This window comes from Bacillus sp. NP247 (assembly GCF_018966865.1).
GTDB lineage: Bacteria > Bacillota > Bacilli > Bacillales > Bacillaceae_G > Bacillus_A.
In genome coordinates, this window is sequence record NZ_CP076653.1 from 1,583,509 (window position 1) to 1,600,998 (window position 17,490).

Below are 17,490 nucleotides of genomic sequence, written 5' to 3' on the forward strand. Positions count from 1 at the left end.
ATACTCACTCCTTATAGCATCATTTTCGCTTTAGTGAATACACGCTGTAATTCTTCCATTGATAAATTATCTTTTTCTAAAGATTTGAATAGTTCCTTTAGCTGCAAATGACGCTCTTGTTCCTCTAGCGATGTAATATCATATTCTAACGGAACGTGCTTTACTGTTACACTCGCTTGTTCAAATAACTCTATGGCATACGGATGATTTTTATAATCCTGTGCATAATAAACTGCTGTAACACCACTTTGAATAATCGCCTTACAGCACTGCAAACAAGGAAAATGTGTGACATAAATTTCCGCTTCCTCTGTTTTTGCACCAAACTTCGCACATTGCAATAAAGCATTCATTTCCGCATGAATTGTACGAACGCAATGATTATCAATGACATAGCAACCATCGTCTATACAATGTACACCACCTTTAATTGAGCCGTTATATCCACCAGCAATAATTCGTTTATCACGAACGATTGTCGCTCCTACCGCAAGCCTTGTACATGTACTACGTAAAGATAGTAGATGGCTTTGCGTCATAAAATATTGATCCCATGAAATTCGTTCCATATTTTTCACCTTCTTTTTTGTCTACTTGTAGTGTAGCGAAAAAAGAAAAACTTCGTCAATCTTTTACGGAATAATAATTTGATCTTTTATTTTCTCTAAAGACTTCACACCAATCCCATCAATTTCTAATAAATCTTCTATTTTCTGAAACGGACCATGTTCTTCTCGGTATTTCAAAATACTTTCCGCTTTCCGAGAACCAATACCTGTTATTTTTTCAAGTTGCTCTTTAGAAGCTGTATTTATTTGCACTTTACCCTCGTTTTTTGAAAAAACAGCCCCTTCTTGCACTGGCTCATTCTTGTTAGGAACATAAAGAAGCATTTGGTCTTGGACCATTTGCGCCAAATTCACTTTCTTCATATCTGCATCCGGCAGCAAACCACCAGCTTTTTCAACCGCCTCCTTTACCCTGTCCCCTTCCTTCATTTCATACACACCCTCTTTAAAAACCGCCCCTTTCACATCAATTATAATTATTTTTTTCTGCTCCTTTGTATCCAATACTTTCGGTTTACTTTTTTTCTCCACATCTTTCACTTGAACTTCCGTTGTAATGAGCGATTGCTCTGTTTGCTGATTCGTTTTCCAGAAAAAAAGAAAAATCAAAGTGCCAATAATAACCACTAATCCCAACCATTTTTTTGGAAAATCCCACATCATTTTACACCTCTAATCATAATTTTATAACATCGTTCATATTGTTTAGGAGAAAGCTGTTACGAAGGAGGGATGAAACATTGAACATAGGAATTATAGGGACAGGGAACATGGGGAATATACTAATCGATGCATTTTTAGAAACCCGTGCTGTCAAACCTTCGTGCCTTACTATTATTAATCGGACGCCTGCCAAAGCATATCATATAAAAGAAAAATACCCTTCTGTTCATATAGCCAAAACAATCCAAGAGGTAATCGAACAATCCCAGCTTATTTTCGTTTGCGTAAAACCGATAGATATATACCCTATTCTAAAAAAATACGCTGACCATTTTTCAGACGAAGATTGCTTAGTTTCTATCACAAGCCCCATATCTCCATCACAATTAGAAACACTTATACCTTGCCACGTCGCTCGTATCATTCCAAGCATCACAAACCGCGCCTTGTCCGGCGCATCACTATTTACATTTGGAAATAACTGCTCTCTAGAATGGCAACAAAAACTATTTCGTCTATTCAAAAACATTTCTACTCCCCTTATTATAGAAGAAGATATAACGCGCGTTTCATCTGATATAGCAAGCTGCGGCCCTGCTTTTTTTAGTTACTTATTGCAATGTTTCATTAACGCTGCTGTAGATAAAACAAATATTACACACGAAGAAGCCACTACTTTAGTAAGTGAAATGGTCATTGGAATGGGGAAATTACTTGAAAAAGAAATTTTTACATTACCTACTTTACAAGAAAAGGTATGCGTTAAAGGCGGTGTTACAGGAGAAGGTATTCGTATTTTAGAAGAGCATGTTGGGGATATGTTTCATAAATTAATCGAACGGACACATGAGAAATTCGATGAAGATTTAAAATGCGTTGAGCAGCAATTCAATAAACACACATAATAAATACGCCATCGTAATCCCAAACCCTTTTTATTAATACTTATCTTTTTCATGCTACATTTTCACTAAAACTAGCATTTTTACACTTTACACATATCATCTTTTTATTTTTCCAGAACTAAAACTACATCTTTTCTATAAAATAAAAGCAACCTTATCGGTTGCTTTTATTTTATCCATTCTTCTTCGCCATAAAAAAGATGCGCTCTGTTTGTTCTGTCACTTCAATTCGTTCAAAGTCACCTGTGACGCGAAGTACTGTAAACCCAGCTTCTTCAAGCCATTTTGTTAACACTTCAACCGAATACGCACGTTGCACGTGACATTCGTCAAAACGATGATACACATCTTCTTCTGAATCTTGTACAAAGAATGTCAAATCATGTTCCACACTATCTGATTCTTCTCCAGGGAAGCAGTTCCAAATAAGTGATATTTCTTCGCCGTTCACTGTATATGTTTCATTTTGAAATACGTGATGTATTTTATATAAAGAGTGTACATCGAATAAAAATAAGCCATCCTGACGTAAATGGTGGAAAACTCTTCTAAATGCTTCTTGCACTCCATCTTCTTGCAATACATAATTTAATGAGTCACAAAAGATTGTCACACAATCAAATTCACCAGGAACATCGAGCTCTCTCATGTCTTGTTGGTAAAAAGGAATAAAATAACCTTCTCTCCCTAATTTTTGCTGTGCGACAGTTAACATTTCTTCCGAAAGATCTACACCAATTAAATCATAACCTTTTCGCACAAGCGGAAGTGTTACGTTACCAGTTCCACATGCTACGTCAAGAATTTTTGCCTCTTTCATAGATGCCTGTTGTAAACTTTCCTCTGTGAATTCCACCCATTTATCATAAGGGACATCATTCATCAGTTCGTCATACAGCAAAGCAAATTGTTCGTATTTCATTGATCTAGCTCATCTGCAATATCTTCACGTGGCACATCGCCCCATAGACGCTCTAAATTATAGTGATTACGCTCATCTTTATGGAATACATGAGCAACCACATCACCAAGGTCTACTAAAACCCAACGCGCTTCATCAAAGCCTTCCATACGTTGTACGTTAATTTCGAACTCATGTGCCTTCGCTTTAATTTCACGTGCAATTGCTTGTACTTGCTTGTCTGAATTTCCGTGACAAATAATAAAATAGTCTGCAATCGGTGAAATACCTTGCATATTTAGTACAACCATATCTTCTGCTCTCTTATCATCAGCTGCTTTTGCCGCTAATACTAATAACTCTTTATCTTTCATTTATTAATTTCCTCCTTGATAACTGCATTGTATGTTTGAAATGTTAATGGATAAATCGTTTGATCTTTTTCCATTAAAAATTGAATTGTTCGCTTTAAAGCAAACAGTAAAGCTTGATTTATATCTTTATATGCGAGTTTCCTCGCTTCTTCCACACCAGGAAACTTACGTCCTGGTTCAATGTAATCCGCTACATAAATAACTTTATCTAACATTGTCATTTTTTCATGGCCACTTGTATGATATGTAATAGCTTGTAGAATTTCAGGATCAGTAATGCCTACTTCTTTTTCTACTAAGTATGCCCCAACAGGTGCATGCCATAACTCTTTGTTATAGTGCAGTAGATCCTTAGGCAAAGCTTCTCTCTTAATAATCTCTTCCATTTCTGGAATCGCTCTACATTTTGCATAATCGTGAAATATAGCAGCCGTCTCTGCCTTTTTCTCATCTACACCATATAACCGAGCAAGTTCAGTCGCAGTTTCCATTACACCAATCGTGTGTATATAACGTTTTTCATGCATTTGTTGTTTGACAATACTAAGTGCTTCCTCACGAATCATACAACCCATTCCTCTCGATATATACCTGTACTTTTTCAGGGAGTAAATATTTGCACGTTTTCTTCGTCATATATCTCTCCCGTAACAGAGAAGAAGAAACTGCAAACTCCGGAATTTCCACTTTTACGATATCATAAGGCGTATGTAATGTATAACCTGGTCTTGCAACTCCAACGAAAGTCACAAGATTAAGTAACTTTTCAATGTTATACCACTTCGGCAAGTACTCAACCATGTCTCCGCCAATAATAAAGTGAAACTGCACATCCGGATACTTCTCTGTTAATTGTACCATAGTGTCGTATGTATAAGATGGGCCTTCTCTGTCTAGCTCTTCTAAACAAATTGAAAAGTATGCTTCTTCCTCAGTCGCTATTTGCAGCATGTTCAATCGACTTTTCACACTCGTAATGTTACGTCCTTGCTTGTGCGGTGGAATTTGATTCGGCAAAAACCATACCTCTTCCAATCCTAAAGCATGATACACTTCATTTGCGATTAACAAATGTCCATTATGAGGTGGATCAAACGTGCCACCAATAATGCCAATTTTTCTCAAAAGAAACGCCCCTTCCTTTTACATACAGCAACTCTCCCCATAAATATTCGAAGAGAGCCTACTGTTAATAAAAGTTCAATTGATTTCACTCTCTATCTATCAAGCGTCAATTATGGAAATAATTGACGTGATTTTTTATCCTGCTATTTGCCAACACCTCAAAAGTCACTGACAATAACTAGGTTAGATGGGAAATTAACTGCACACAAAAGCCCAATTGGTGAAGACTAAAAAACACAAATTAAAGTTTCAATTTATCGTGGAAGCTTAATCTGCTTATTTTCTCTTGATTCTTTGTATAAAACAATTGTGCTTCCGATTACTTGAACGATTTCAGCTCGTGCACCTTGTGCAAGCTCTTCTGCAACTTCACGACGATCAAATTCACAGTTTTGTAATACGCTCACTTTAAATAGTTCACGAACTTCTAATGCTTCTCCAATTTGTTTCACCATATTTTCATTCACGCCACCTTTTCCAACTTGAAAAATTGGTGTTAAATGATGTGCCTTTGCACGTAAAAATCTTTTTTGTTTTCCTGTTAACATATAATTAGCCTCCAAGCTCTCTCATTACTAATTGTTTCATTCTATCAATATTTGGCACACACCCTGTCCACATTTCAAATGCAAGTGCACCTTGATAAACGAACATATCGATTCCATTTTGAATTATTGCACCTTGTACTTTCGCATCGCCTAAAATTTTCGTCTCAAATGGATTATAAATAATATCAGAAACAATCGTTCCTTGTTTCAATGAACGAATTTCCAGCGGCGTATACTCAACATGTGGATGCATACCTATCGTTGTTGTTTGGATGATGATATCATATTCCCCTTGATTTCCTGCTGCAAATTCTAACGATAGCGCATGCGAATTAACATTTGCCATGCACCCAGCGATAAGATTTTCCGCCTTATCTCTCGTACGATTAGCAATATCAATTTCTTTCACACCTACATCTACAAGCGAGAAGTAAATAGCTCGACTAGCACCACCTGCACCGATTAATAAAATACGTTTCTCTTGAAGTGGATCTTCACTAATTGACTGCAGGGCACGAACAAAACCAATTCCATCTGTATTATACCCAATCAATTTTCCATCTCGATGAACTACTGTATTTACCGCACCGATTTGCCTTGCTAGCGGGTCAACCTCATCCAAGTACTCCATAATTGCAACTTTATGCGGAGTCGTTACATTAAATCCTGAAATACCTAATGCTTTCAAACCTTTTACTGCTTCCCCTAGCGCTTCTTCTTCTACAAGAAACGCATGATAATGGGCATCCATATTCAAGTGTTCAAATGCATCGTTATGCATAACGGGTGATAATGAATGTCCAATTGGATTTCCGATTACACCATATAATTGTTTCATAAATCCCTCTCCATATTAAATTAAAGATTTACGTAATGAAACACTTACTCCCTTTGGTACATGAGCAACAATTTTCGCTCCTGATTCATTTACAGTAACCCAGCCCAATCCAGAGAATACAACATCCGTTTTTGGCTCACGAATATTAAATTCATATTTCACAAACTCAGGCATATTTTCTAATTCTTCTGGTGTCGGTGGATTCAATAATCCTCCAGCGTGTCTTTCGTACAATTCATCAGCCTTTTCAAGCTTTGTACGATGGATTGTTAAACGGTTTGAGAAATGACAAGTAAATGCACGACGGCCTCCACTTACATAATCAAATCGTGCTAATCCACCAAAGAATAATGTTTGTTCTTCATTTAATTGGAATACCATTGGCTTAACTTCTGTAGTCGGTGTAATAAGCTTTAAGCTTTGTTTCCCAACATAATGCGCCATTTGATGATGATTAATAATACCTGGTGTATCGTATAAAGATGATGTTTCGTCTAATGGGATATCAATTAAATCAAGCGTTGTTCCTGGGAAATGTGATGTCGTAATTACATTCTCAGTCTCATCACTAAACTCTTTAATCATACGATTAATAAATGTTGATTTACCAACATTCGTACATCCAACAACATAAACATCTTTACCTTCGCGGTAATACTCAATTGCATCAGCAAGTTCAGTGATTCCTTGTCCTTTAGCTGCACTAATCAAAAAGACATCTTCTGGTTTTAAACCAAGTTGCTTTGCACTATAGCGCATCCAATGTTTTACTTTATCATGCTTAACTGACTTTGGAATTAAATCAGCCTTATTCCCTACAAGTAATACTTTATTGTTCCCTACAAAACGATGTAAGCCCGGTAACCAGCTACCATTGAAATCGAAAATATCTACGATTTTAACCACTAGTGCGTCTGATTGTCCAATTCCGTTCAAAATACGAAGGAAATCATCATCTGTTAAAGATACATCTTGAATTTCGTTATAATGTTTCAAACGAAAACAACGTTGGCAAATTACTTGTTCTTTTTCTAAAGATGATGCAGGAGCGTATCCTACTTCATTTTTATTTTCTGTTTGAATTTCTACACCGCAACCAATACATTTAATTGTTTCAGTCAACCTTTATTCCTCCCAGTTAATTAAGCCTTTTTTCTTCATGTTTCTCATAATTCTTCGTTCAATTTTTCGATTAAAGCGTGTCACCAATCCGTCCGTTTGCGCTACCGGTACAACTAAAATTGTATGAAGTCCCACACGATTCCCGCCGAGCACATCCGTTAGTAACTGATCTCCAATTACTACAACTTCATCTGGCTGCAGGCGCATCTCGTGTATCGCACGCTTAAATGCGCGAACAAACGGTTTGCGCGCACTATGAATAAACGGAATACCTAATGGGTCAGCGAAGTCTTTAACGCGTTGCTCGTTATTATTTGAAACGACCGTTACTTGAATATCATTTTCTTTCATTTTCAAAAACCACTCTTCAAGCTGTGGTGTTGCGTTTGGACGATCCCATTCAATTAAAGTGTTATCTAAATCAGTAATAACTCCTTTAATTCCACGTTTTTTCAAATCTTCTGGTTGAACATGATATACATTTTTCACATATTCATTTGGTAAAAATAGCTTCAATTTCTTTCACCTCTTTGAGGATTTTCCATAAAATTTTTCGACAACATTTTTCGATAGATAACCTGTGGATAAACTTGTGCACACTTTCCACATTAATTTTTCAGTCAATTCGGAATTTACTAACATTCTATACACATTTTATCCACCTAGGTATGTGGATAACTCCTTGTTTGTGACTGTCATATTTTTTTGGTACATTAAATGCAACAACGAATCAATCCTTATATTATTAGGAGGTGACTCACCTTGAAAACAAAACACATGGAACAGTTATCTACTGATTTACTCACTGAGTCTTATTATAAAGCAAAAGAACTAAAATTAAATCCCGACTTCATTTTACTTATAAAACAAGAAATTATTAGACGCTCGTTAGAGGACAAGCTCGTCAAATCTTCTTGAGTACATATAGATTGCTGATTGACCTGTAAAAAGAGCCATCCTGCGATGGCTCTCGAATAAACAAGTACTCCCATCTAGGGGATTTCTTCATTAAGCATCTTTGTCCACATTTCTTAATTAGAGCTTCATAAGTATATTATAAAATCTTTTCTTTACTTATGAGATACTCGGGTTGCAATTTTTTCACCAAGACGCAGCTCTTGCCCACTTGTCAATTCCTGCACTACTTTAATCATATCTTTTTCAAATAACAAAACAACTGTTGAGCCAAATGTAAAGTATGCCATCTCTTCACCTTTTTGAACAGTACTTCTTTCATGCAAAAGCTCAATACTATTAACAAACATAGCACCTACTTTTACAAGTGCCATATGTTCACCGTCACTATTCACTTCTGTAACAGAACGATAATTTTTTGACAGTGGTTCTTTCCCGTACTCCATACCAGCTGCATTTACCGGATATGATTTTCTACCGAGTACAAATCTTTCAGTCACAGAACCAGAAAGCGGGCTATGAATGCGATGATAATGACTTGGGCTCAAATAAATGACCATATATGTACCGCCTGCATATCGCTTTGCACGTTCTTCATTACCTAGCATATCCACAATTGAATAACGCTTGCCTTTAATATCAAATGCTTTTGTATCCTCAATAGGACCTTGATCAGCAAAAACACCATCAACAGGACTAACGATACTCGATGCATCAGTATCAATACTACGCTTTCCTTCTTTTAGCCTACGTGTAAATAAATCATGCAATGTTCGATATTCCTTCAAACCCTTTTCCATCTCATCTTGATTAATTTGAAAAACTTTCGCATACGATGGAATAATGATAGAGCTCAAACGAGATTGTGCAAATTTACGTAATATATAAGAAGTAAAGCGACCATTTGTAAGTTCGATCATAAGTCGATATAATGTCCGTCGCAAATTACGAAACCTCCTAATCAGCCTATAACTTTAGTTTCCCCTTCTTTTCTCTCTATATCATATGTAAAATTGGTTCTTATTCCCACATATAGAATGGAGCCGTCTCGTTATACACGAAGAAAAACTAAGTATAATTTTTATTCTTAAATTGTTTAGCACCTTCTAATATTACAGATAGAACCCGCCATTTTCAACAGTGAACATGTATTTCTTCTTAGAACAGCTCGTTTTCTTTCCGTTTTCTCGAAAGAAAAGCAGCCACTTTTAAAGTGTAGCTGCCTACAATATACATTATTCTTTTGCTTTTTTCTCTTTTTCAGCTCGCACAAATTCATGGAACATTTTCATTAAAGCACGCTTTTCAATTCGCGATACGTAGCTTCTTGAAATACCGAGTGCCTTCGCAATCTCTCTCTGTGTTTTCTCTTTATCAAGCCCCAGTCCAAAACGCTTCACAATTACTTCTTTCTCTCGTTCGTCTAAAATATCGATATACTCTTTGATTTTTTCTAGCTCCATACTAAGCTGAATCATATCAATTACATCTTCAGATTCTGATTTTAATATATCAATAAGCGATATTTCATTCCCCTCTTTATCTTGCCCGATCGGATCATGAAGTGAAACGTCTTTTTTCGTTTTCTTCAGCACACGTAAATGCATCAAAATTTCGTTTTCGATACAGCGTGCTGCATAAGTTGCAAGCTTTGTTCCTTTCCCTGCTGAATAGCTTTCAATCGCTTTAATAAGCCCAATGGTACCAATTGAAATTAAATCTTCTGCATCTTCACCAGTGTTTTCGAATTTCTTAACAATATGAGCTACAAGCCGTAAATTATGTTCAATTAAAAGATTTCTCGCTTGAGCATCACCTTGCTCCATTAACTCTAAGTACTTTCTCTCATCATCTGATGATAACGGCTGCGGGAACGCATTGTTCTTCACATAAGAAACAAATACAAACACTTCTCGAACCATATATCCAATTGCGGCGAATAGACTCAAACCTTTCACCTCCGCCAAAATAGTGGTCTTTACTATGTGTATGTGGGCATGAGGTTGTTTGTGTCTGTACAATATAAATATGGAATCCTTAGCTTTTTGTCGAACGAAATAAGTCTTTCATACCTTGAATATTTTTTCCAATGTATTACAATATGTTAAGTTCCAAAATTTTGAAAGAGGTGTTTTCATGCAATACTTTACTTCACAAATAACAAAACTAGTAGTACTCACACTATCTTTTTTCTTACTGTCAGCTTGCGGACAACAAACTTCGCCCACAAAAACTGAAACGACTAAACAGGATACTGCAGCATCAAAAGACAGCACAAAAACAGAAGATAAACAAAAAGATGAAGACAGTGTAAAAACTGATGAAAATGCAACAAACGAGAATAACGTAAAAACTGAAAACCATCCAAAGACTGAGAACAACGCAACTACTGAAAACAACAAAAAAAATGAAAACAATGCAACACCTAAAAACAATACAAAAACTGAGAGCAACGCAACTACTGAAAATAACAAAAAAAATGAAGATAACGACACAGTTAAAAATAATACAAAACCTGAAGCAGAATCTAAAAACACACAAAAAGAACAACAACCAGCTAAGCAACCAAATAAACAAACTGATACTATTACATTCACAAGTGAAGATGCTGTAAAAGTTCTAGAAAAAAGAATGGGAGCTCGCTCAGATGAAATTCGTTACGGCTCCGGCGAAGACAAACTAATTGGCACAATAAATGGTATTAAACTATACGACGTCTTATACGGACGCGAATCTCCTGAGAACTCGCGTGCTCTAAATTTTGCAGTGGGATCTGATGGAAACCTATATGATTGGTCAAAAGCTCAAGATGGTATTCTTCAACCACTTAACGGCAATTAATAAATAATTCTAAGAACATAGTAAAAGCCAATCGATACGTATCGATTGGCTTTTACTAGTATTCACTCCAAATTTTCTCCCCAGTATGCGCATCAATATAACGAATTTCTCGACTACAGTCGAAGAATTCTTTATAATTTTCATCCGTTGTTTGTTTATACAGCAATTGATATACCGTTTCCTCTACGTCATGATCTATAGACCATTCTAATTTAACTCGGATAGCCTCTCTGTATATTTCTAACGCTTCTTCTTGTGTTACTTTTGGTGTTGTTTCATATGTAAGTAATTCTTTTATAAAGTTGCTAGACTCTCCAGAGTAGTGCATCACAGCACCATTTTCTGTATTGATATTGACCCTAAACTGGTTATACTCTGCTGGAATACCATTCACATATACGGAAAAGGTAAATCTTTCAATCCCATCTTCTGCTTCTTCACGTTCCTCCCAAAGACGAAGATATTGTGTGATATCCGGAATCACTCGTTCTAGAAATTGAAGTACTTTTTGTAAACATTCCTCTCTAGACAGTATTTGTTTTACTTCTTTATCGTCTGTCAGTTTTATAAAACCAATTAATTCATTGGTTGATTTATCAATCGTAATGCCAACTAAATTATTATATTTTAACATCGGTAAATGCTTTTTAAAGAATTCATTCATTAAATATGGATTCTTTTCTTCTTTTTTCTGTTTTTGTAATTCCTCTTTCGAAACAAATTTCATCCTTATTCCATCTTCATTTTCTGTCTCATCTACTTTTGTAAAACTTTCTTTATCCCAGTCAAATAAATCGAATATATCATCTTGCCGGCTACTTTTTTTTGTTTTTTCAACAGCTACTGTTGGCGGTAATTTATAGTGTTCTGGTCCAAATAAATCTTCTCCCGTACTTGCATCAATAGATGCATGACTAGGTTCTGGTTCATATACAAGATGATGCCCTTTTACTTCCTCACCATTCTTTCTTTATCTTTTTGATTCATTATACCTCTCCTTCATTACAATTTAAGGTAATTATAACAAACAAAACCAAAACCCATTAACAAAAAGACAAAAAGCTGAAACAATTAGTTCATACGAATTTCACATGAATCTATTACTATAAGAATTGTACATAGTGAAGTTACTAACAATGACGTTTATTCATATATAATTTCATTTGAAAGGGGTTGAAAATATGAAAACTAAATATCGCTTTATGATCTCATCATTTGCTGCTTGCGCCTACATGATTTGGTGTTTAGTATAATAACAACTTCACTTGTAAATAAGAAAAGGTGTGTATATAAATGGAATATAACCAATCAACCGTTAACTACTGGAAAGCTTTTGTATTACCTTATACATTCGCTTTAGAAGAGTTAAAAACTAAATTTGAAATTATGAACCGGGAAGCTCAATTTTTAGAAGACTACAACCCGTTTGAACATATAAAAACAAGACTTAAACAACCCGAAAGTATCATTAGGAAGCTTGAACGTAAAAACTTATCACCAACAGTTGAAAATGCTCAAACACAATTACAAGATATTATTGGCATCCGTATTACATGTTGCTTTGTAGAAGATATTTATCATTTAAAAGAAGTTATTGAAAATCGTGGAGACATGGAAATTGTGGAAGTAAAAGATTATATTGCTAATCCAAAAGGAAATGGCTATAAAAGTTTGCATATGATTATTAAATATCCATTGTCACTAAATTCTGGTACGAAAGATGTCTTTGCAGAAATTCAATTACGTACACTTGCCATGGACTTTTGGGCAAGTTTAGAACATAAACTTTACTACAAATATGAAGGAAATATACCTGACTATTTGAAAGATGAACTACATGACGCTGCTATGAAAGCTGAAGACCTCGATAATAAGATGGCAACAATCCGTCAAGATATTGATGACATTGAAGCATGTTCAAATCAAATTTTATTACCACTTTAAAAAGGTTCTCTCCTATGAGAACCTTTTTTTATCCCGTAAAAGCCCGATTGGTTAAGGCTAATAATCAATGGTGGATGGACAAAACCCCCACTGATTAAAGTTTCACTTTATTTCTTCCCTATCGTACGCACCTCTTCAATCTTCCACCCTTCTTCTTCTTTTCCAAGTGCGTACTGCATTTTCTTCTGAAGAGTAATCCCTCCATCTACTTCTTTTTCCGCCGTTTCAACAATAACAAGCCCACCTTTAAGAGCTTTCATATTCATATGTTCTAATTCTATTTTCTTATTTCCCTTTTGAAATGCCGCTTCCTTTTGTGTTTTTAAGTCTTCAGCACTAGGCATCTTCTTTGAAAATAACTCCATATGTTCAGCAAGATTTTTTTCATTCGTCGTCCGTACAAATGCCTCAATAACATCTTGAATGGATTTCTCTTCTTCTTTCGTTATATGTACCTTTTCCTCAGTTTTTTCAGCAGATTTTTGTTCTATATTATTCTCTTGAGATTGACATCCAACTAGCAATAATACAAATACTAGAAGGAATCTTAATTTCCCTAAAAAAACTCTCATCTTTCCATCTCCTAAAAAGAAAAGTGAGGCATTTCGCCTCACTTTCATTTATAATTAGCGTCTTCCTTTATTCGGGTCGCCGCCGCCAACAATGTCAAAGACACGTTTAGCTATATTTGTATTCTCTTGAACGCCAGAGAATAAGTATTTACCTGGTCCGAATGCATATACGTTCACATCTTCACCTGTATGTCCACCCGTTGTCCAACCTGTAACCGAACGCTTATTGAAGATATCTTCAATTGCATTATCAATCTTTGTTACATCTTTTGATGGAGCTATATCATTTACAGCTTTAATTTCTTCTGGTGTTAATTGTAGATCAATATACTTTTTCAATGTTTCTTCTACATTTGCACCTTTTACAATCTCATTTGCCATAAAGTCTGGTGTACGTTTCGCAGCTTTAATCGGTTCTACTTTAAAGTTATACTCACCATTCGCACCTAAAGATAAACCTCCAGTAGAATGATCCGCAGTTGCAACAACTAATGTGTTCTTATCTTTTTTCGCAAACTCAATTGCTGCTTTAAATGCTTTTTCGAAGTCTTCCATTTCACTCATTGCACCGACAATATCATTATCATGTCCAGCCCAATCAATTTGACTACCTTCGACCATTAAGAAGAAACCATCTTTATTTTTGTTCAAGCGCTCAATCGCTGCATTTGTCATCTCTTCTAATGACGGTGTTTTATCATTACGGTCAATCATTTTATCTAAACCACCTGGTGCAAATAAACCAAGAACTTGATCACTTTTATCATTTAATAATTGATTACGATCTGTTACATAACTATAACCGGACTTCTTAAACTCTTCTGTAAGATTGCGGTCTTTTCTAACAAAGTTATTGACGCCACCGCCAAGCATAACATCTATTTTATGCTTACCTTTAATTTTCTCATCAAAGTAATCATTTGCAATTGCATCCATATTTTTACGACTAATATCATGTGCACCGAAAGCGGCTGGCGTTGCATGCGTAATTTCAGAAGTCGCAACGAGTCCCGTTGATTTCCCTCTTTCTTTCGCTTGCTCCAACACTGTTTTCACTTCAGCTTTATCATTATCAACTGCAATTGCTGCATTATATGTTTTTATACCTGCTGACATCGCAGTTGCTGCCGATGCAGAGTCTGTAATATTTTCATGTTCATCTTCTGGATATGTTTTTTGTGTTCCTACAAGATGCTTATCAAATTCTGTAGATTCCATCTCAAATGTTTTTGGATTATCTTTCATATAACGATGAGCTGTCATATATGAAGGCCCCATACCATCCCCAATTAATACAATGACATTTTTAATTTTTGCATTGTTTCCGTTCTCATCCGCATTAACCTCACTAGAACGCGTAAAATTCCATGTTGCTACCGAAGTAACTGCTAACGACGCCACAACTGCAAATGGCCATGCTTTTTTTACAAACTTTTTCACTGTCTTGTCCCCCTAATTAGGTTATTCATTTCCCACTATCAAATTTAATAGAAGACTGTTAAGAGAAAATGAGTTATATGTAAATTTTTTGTTAACTTATGTAAATTTAAGTTATAATTTGTATAAGTTTGTCTTTTCATATCAAGCATACTCCCCTTTACAAAGAAAAATATAAACATGTTGGATTTCTTTTAATACGAACCTATTATTTTACATTTCGTAATATTATTCTTATTTTTTCTAATTTAAATAGAAATATGGTGAACTTTATGAAAACAGTAAAACTAGACGAATCTTCCATTCCAGATTTACTCTCTCTTTGCAAATCAGTCGGGTGGTTACAGCATGAGATTTTTATGAAAGAGCAATTCCATATGTACCTTTCCATTGGCACAATTTTTGGCTATGTACATGAGAATAAACTTATTGCAGCGGGCGGGGTCTTTTCATTTGCCCCTGGATTTTCTTCTATCGGTATGTTAATCGTGCATCCTGATTTTCAAAGAAAAGGAATTGGCCGTATTTTGTTAAACAATAGCTTAAAAGTAACTCATCCATCGCTCCCTATTACGCTCATTGCAACAAAAGCTGGTGAATCCTTATATGAATCTTATGGATTTCAATCAATAACAACCATTCATCGTTTCGAAAAACAAGCGACTTACAAAAATACAAATTTTGTTCCCATAAAACAAATTCAGCAGACGGATGTTCCATCTCTAATTTCTCTTGATGAAACTACGACTGGTGCATATCGTTCTAAGCTTTATTCATCGCTACTATCGAGAGCAACTTACTCCTTTAAAATAGAACGAGATAATCAAATAGATGCTTTTGCTTTATGCATACAAAAAGGAGATGTACTATGCATCACTCCACTTATTTCAAAAAAAGAAAAAGACTCTATTCAGTTATTAGAAATGATTTGTAAATCGTGGAATGGGACAATACGCATTGATGTTCCGCATTCACAATTCATTTTCCGCCAATTTCTTCAAACAGCAAATTTCCAGGAAACGCTCCTTTCACCTCTTATGATAAAGAATGGTAATCAACTTCCTGGAAATCGTAATATGCTATTTGCTATGATAGATGCAGCGTTATGTTAGAAAGGGGACACCTAATTGAAGCGATTTAGCTATTTTATGGTAGGTTGTCTTACTCTTACACTATTAGTAGGATGTAGTGCAGCAGAAAAGCCAGTAGAACAAGTAAAACAAGTTAAAAATACAATTACAGCGAAACTAGCTACCGAGGAAAAAATGGTAGAGATAGATGGTCAAACGATTTACTTTAAAAAAATTGGTGATGAAAAACCACCTTTACTTATGATCCATGGATTTGGAGGATCATCCGATGGTTTTCAAAAGATTTACTCAGATTTAGCAAAAAATCATACGATTATTTCTGTTGATGCTTTAGGATTCGGACGTTCCTCTAAGCCGATGGATTTTTATTATTCTTTCCCAACTCATGCAAATTTGTATTATAAGTTAATGAAAAAACTAGGGTATGACTCATTCGCAATACTGGGACATTCGATGGGCGGAGAAATTTCTCTTAATTTAACATATTTATACCCTGAAGCGGTTACCCACCTTATTTTAACTGATGCTACAGGCGGCCCTCATACGTTCGTTAATAAACAAGGTTCACCAAAACCAAAGTTGTCGACTGATTTAAATGCCATTTCTTCTATTGCAGATTATGATGAGAGCAAAGTTAAATTCAAGCGCAATGATGAAGAACATTATAATAAAATGAAGTTGTGGCCTAGACGTCTTCAAATCAATGCAAATGAAATAAAACAACCCACTTTAATTATATGGGGAAGAAATGATAGTAGCGTTTCTTGGAAAGAGGGAGAAACTTATCATCAATTCTTAAAAAATAGCACTTTCCATATTATTGAAAAAGGTTATCATGCTCCATTTCGTCAAGAGCCACAAGAATTTGTAGGGTATGTAAAAGATTTCTTCGAGAAAAATCCTATAAATGCTGAAAAATAAACGGGTATCTCATTTTGAGATACCCGTTTTCATATATTAAGCAGCTTGCTTTTGACGATTTTGAGTTTTTGATCCCAATACTTTCGGGATAACGAAACCATCCATTCCAAATTTCCCAGCGTTCATACCGGAAACAAGAACGAACATCGATAAAATAACCATCTCAGGGTTCACACCAATTGACCCACTAAACATATAGGAAAAGTTCATTAAAAGGCCGAAAAAGACCGCTGTTTTTGTTAAACAGCCTACAATTAAACCAATTCCGACTAAAATTTCTCCCCACGTCACAAGTGTATTAAATAAATCAACGTTTGGAATTGCAAAATCTTGTAAGAATGATGCCCACCAAGATTGAACAGCCGGTTGTGCTCCTTTAGATTTTTCAATTGCACCTTGTAAATAACCCGTTGCATCGAATCCTTTTCCTTGTAGTTTACCGATTCCAGCCATTAACCATGTGTAACCAAGATATACTCGAATTACTGCTAATACAAAAGAAACTGCTTTGTTTTCTCTTAAAAATTGAATAACCATATCTTCCTCCTAAAGGTGTAATTAAACCAGTTACAGGTAATATAATAACATTAGTTACTTATTTTTCAAACATTAATTATGAATAATTTGTGACATACATATTAAATATTAAAAACTAACGTTTATATAGTAACTTTTATTACCTATAAAAACTTGAACATATCATACCACAGGTGATAATCATTTT

At 35.3% G+C, this 17,490-nt stretch carries 21 protein-coding genes and 1 pseudogene; 6 read left to right on the forward strand and 16 right to left on the reverse strand.

All coding sequences use genetic code 11. The features are described from left to right. Nucleotides 1-11: 11 nt before the first annotated feature. Nucleotides 12-569: a ComE operon protein 2 gene (locus KPL75_RS08335; RefSeq protein ID WP_219920303.1), complete on the reverse strand. Its 558-nt coding sequence runs from the start codon at nt 567-569 to the stop codon at nt 12-14. Between the two features lie 63 nt (nt 570-632). After that, complete coding sequence (locus KPL75_RS08340; RefSeq protein WP_219920306.1) at nt 633-1,232, reverse strand: helix-hairpin-helix domain-containing protein; 600 nt, start codon at nt 1,230-1,232, stop codon at nt 633-635. A gap of 77 nt (nt 1,233-1,309) precedes the next feature. Between KPL75_RS08340 and comER the strand changes: the two genes are divergently transcribed. After that, complete coding sequence (gene comER, locus KPL75_RS08345) at nt 1,310-2,137, forward strand: late competence protein ComER (RefSeq protein WP_219920308.1); 828 nt, start codon at nt 1,310-1,312, stop codon at nt 2,135-2,137. A gap of 172 nt (nt 2,138-2,309) precedes the next feature. Here the strand turns inward: comER and KPL75_RS08350 are convergent, their stop codons facing one another. The 8 genes from KPL75_RS08350 to KPL75_RS08385 form a co-directional block, all read right to left on the reverse strand. Continuing rightward, complete coding sequence (locus KPL75_RS08350; protein ID WP_219920310.1) at nt 2,310-3,059, reverse strand: class I SAM-dependent DNA methyltransferase; 750 nt, start codon at nt 3,057-3,059, stop codon at nt 2,310-2,312. Further along, nucleotides 3,056-3,412 carry a ribosome silencing factor gene (rsfS, locus tag KPL75_RS08355; RefSeq protein WP_000653209.1) on the reverse strand — a complete coding sequence of 119 codons (357 nt, stop codon included), beginning with the start codon at nt 3,410-3,412 and terminating at the stop codon, nt 3,056-3,058. Before rsfS ends, KPL75_RS08350 begins: the two co-directional genes overlap by 4 nt. Further along, a complete protein-coding gene (yqeK, locus tag KPL75_RS08360) occupies nt 3,409-3,978 on the reverse strand; it encodes a bis(5'-nucleosyl)-tetraphosphatase (symmetrical) YqeK (RefSeq protein ID WP_219920313.1) in 570 nt (189 codons plus the stop codon). The genes rsfS and yqeK overlap by 4 nt, the downstream gene beginning before the upstream one ends. After that, the gene (locus KPL75_RS08365) at nt 3,968-4,537 is read right to left on the reverse strand and encodes a nicotinate-nucleotide adenylyltransferase (RefSeq protein WP_219920315.1); all 570 of its coding nucleotides are present in this window, start codon (nt 4,535-4,537) and stop codon (nt 3,968-3,970) included. Before KPL75_RS08365 ends, yqeK begins: the two co-directional genes overlap by 11 nt. 254 nt (nt 4,538-4,791) lie before the next feature. Beyond that, complete coding sequence (yhbY, locus tag KPL75_RS08370) at nt 4,792-5,085, reverse strand: ribosome assembly RNA-binding protein YhbY (RefSeq protein WP_000955223.1); 294 nt, start codon at nt 5,083-5,085, stop codon at nt 4,792-4,794. A 4-nt stretch (nt 5,086-5,089) separates the two neighbouring features. Then, a complete protein-coding gene (gene aroE / locus KPL75_RS08375) occupies nt 5,090-5,923 on the reverse strand; it encodes a shikimate dehydrogenase (protein WP_219920317.1) in 834 nt (277 codons plus the stop codon). Between the two features lie 15 nt (nt 5,924-5,938). Continuing rightward, nucleotides 5,939-7,045, reverse strand: coding sequence for a ribosome biogenesis GTPase YqeH (yqeH, locus tag KPL75_RS08380; protein ID WP_219920319.1), 1,107 nt, complete (start codon nt 7,043-7,045; stop codon nt 5,939-5,941). A gap of 3 nt (nt 7,046-7,048) precedes the next feature. After that, nucleotides 7,049-7,561: a YqeG family HAD IIIA-type phosphatase gene (locus KPL75_RS08385; RefSeq protein ID WP_219920321.1), complete on the reverse strand. Its 513-nt coding sequence runs from the start codon at nt 7,559-7,561 to the stop codon at nt 7,049-7,051. Nucleotides 7,562-7,807: 246 nt separating this feature from the next. Here KPL75_RS08385 and KPL75_RS08390 point away from each other — a divergent pair, with 246 nt between their 5' ends. Further along, nucleotides 7,808-7,963: a sporulation histidine kinase inhibitor Sda gene (locus KPL75_RS08390; protein ID WP_002015226.1), complete on the forward strand. Its 156-nt coding sequence runs from the start codon at nt 7,808-7,810 to the stop codon at nt 7,961-7,963. A 152-nt stretch (nt 7,964-8,115) separates the two neighbouring features. Here the strand turns inward: KPL75_RS08390 and KPL75_RS08395 are convergent, their stop codons facing one another. Both KPL75_RS08395 and sigK read right to left on the reverse strand, forming a co-directional pair. Further along, nucleotides 8,116-8,904: a phosphatidylserine decarboxylase gene (locus tag KPL75_RS08395; protein ID WP_219920323.1), complete on the reverse strand. Its 789-nt coding sequence runs from the start codon at nt 8,902-8,904 to the stop codon at nt 8,116-8,118. A 291-nt stretch (nt 8,905-9,195) separates the two neighbouring features. Next, on the reverse strand, nt 9,196-9,909 hold the full coding sequence (gene sigK / locus KPL75_RS08400; RefSeq protein WP_000051382.1) for an RNA polymerase sporulation sigma factor SigK: 714 nt from the start codon (nt 9,907-9,909) through the stop codon (nt 9,196-9,198). A 187-nt stretch (nt 9,910-10,096) separates the two neighbouring features. Between sigK and KPL75_RS08405 the strand changes: the two genes are divergently transcribed. Further along, entirely contained in the window at nt 10,097-10,801 is a 705-nt protein-coding gene (locus KPL75_RS08405; RefSeq protein WP_219920325.1) for a hypothetical protein, read from the forward strand. A gap of 55 nt (nt 10,802-10,856) precedes the next feature. Here the strand turns inward: KPL75_RS08405 and KPL75_RS08410 are convergent. Beyond that, a pseudogene (locus KPL75_RS08410) lies at nt 10,857-11,768 on the reverse strand (YcdB/YcdC domain-containing protein); the annotation flags it as partial. 326 nt (nt 11,769-12,094) lie between these two features. Between KPL75_RS08410 and KPL75_RS08415 the strand changes: the two are divergent. Then, complete coding sequence (locus tag KPL75_RS08415) at nt 12,095-12,745, forward strand: GTP pyrophosphokinase (protein ID WP_002015229.1); 651 nt, start codon at nt 12,095-12,097, stop codon at nt 12,743-12,745. Nucleotides 12,746-12,852: 107 nt separating this feature from the next. Here KPL75_RS08415 and KPL75_RS08420 read toward each other — a convergent pair whose 3' ends face one another. Beyond that, a complete protein-coding gene (locus KPL75_RS08420; RefSeq protein ID WP_219920327.1) occupies nt 12,853-13,317 on the reverse strand; it encodes a hypothetical protein in 465 nt (154 codons plus the stop codon). Nucleotides 13,318-13,371: 54 nt separating this feature from the next. Next, nucleotides 13,372-14,757 carry an alkaline phosphatase gene (locus tag KPL75_RS08425; RefSeq protein ID WP_219920329.1) on the reverse strand — a complete coding sequence of 462 codons (1,386 nt, stop codon included), beginning with the start codon at nt 14,755-14,757 and terminating at the stop codon, nt 13,372-13,374. 269 nt (nt 14,758-15,026) lie between these two features. Here KPL75_RS08425 and KPL75_RS08430 point away from each other — a divergent pair, with 269 nt between their 5' ends. Together KPL75_RS08430 and KPL75_RS08435 are read left to right on the forward strand one after the other, a co-directional pair. Beyond that, a complete protein-coding gene (locus KPL75_RS08430) occupies nt 15,027-15,866 on the forward strand; it encodes a GNAT family N-acetyltransferase (RefSeq protein ID WP_219920334.1) in 840 nt (279 codons plus the stop codon). 15 nt (nt 15,867-15,881) lie between these two features. Beyond that, the gene (locus KPL75_RS08435) at nt 15,882-16,766 is read left to right on the forward strand and encodes an alpha/beta fold hydrolase (protein ID WP_219920336.1); all 885 of its coding nucleotides are present in this window, start codon (nt 15,882-15,884) and stop codon (nt 16,764-16,766) included. Nucleotides 16,767-16,802: 36 nt separating this feature from the next. On the opposite strand, the gene KPL75_RS08440 is transcribed toward KPL75_RS08435, so the two are convergent. After that, nucleotides 16,803-17,303, reverse strand: a complete 501-nt coding sequence (locus KPL75_RS08440) for a DoxX family protein (RefSeq protein WP_219920338.1) — start codon at nt 17,301-17,303, stop codon at nt 16,803-16,805. Nucleotides 17,304-17,490 lie beyond the last annotated feature (187 nt).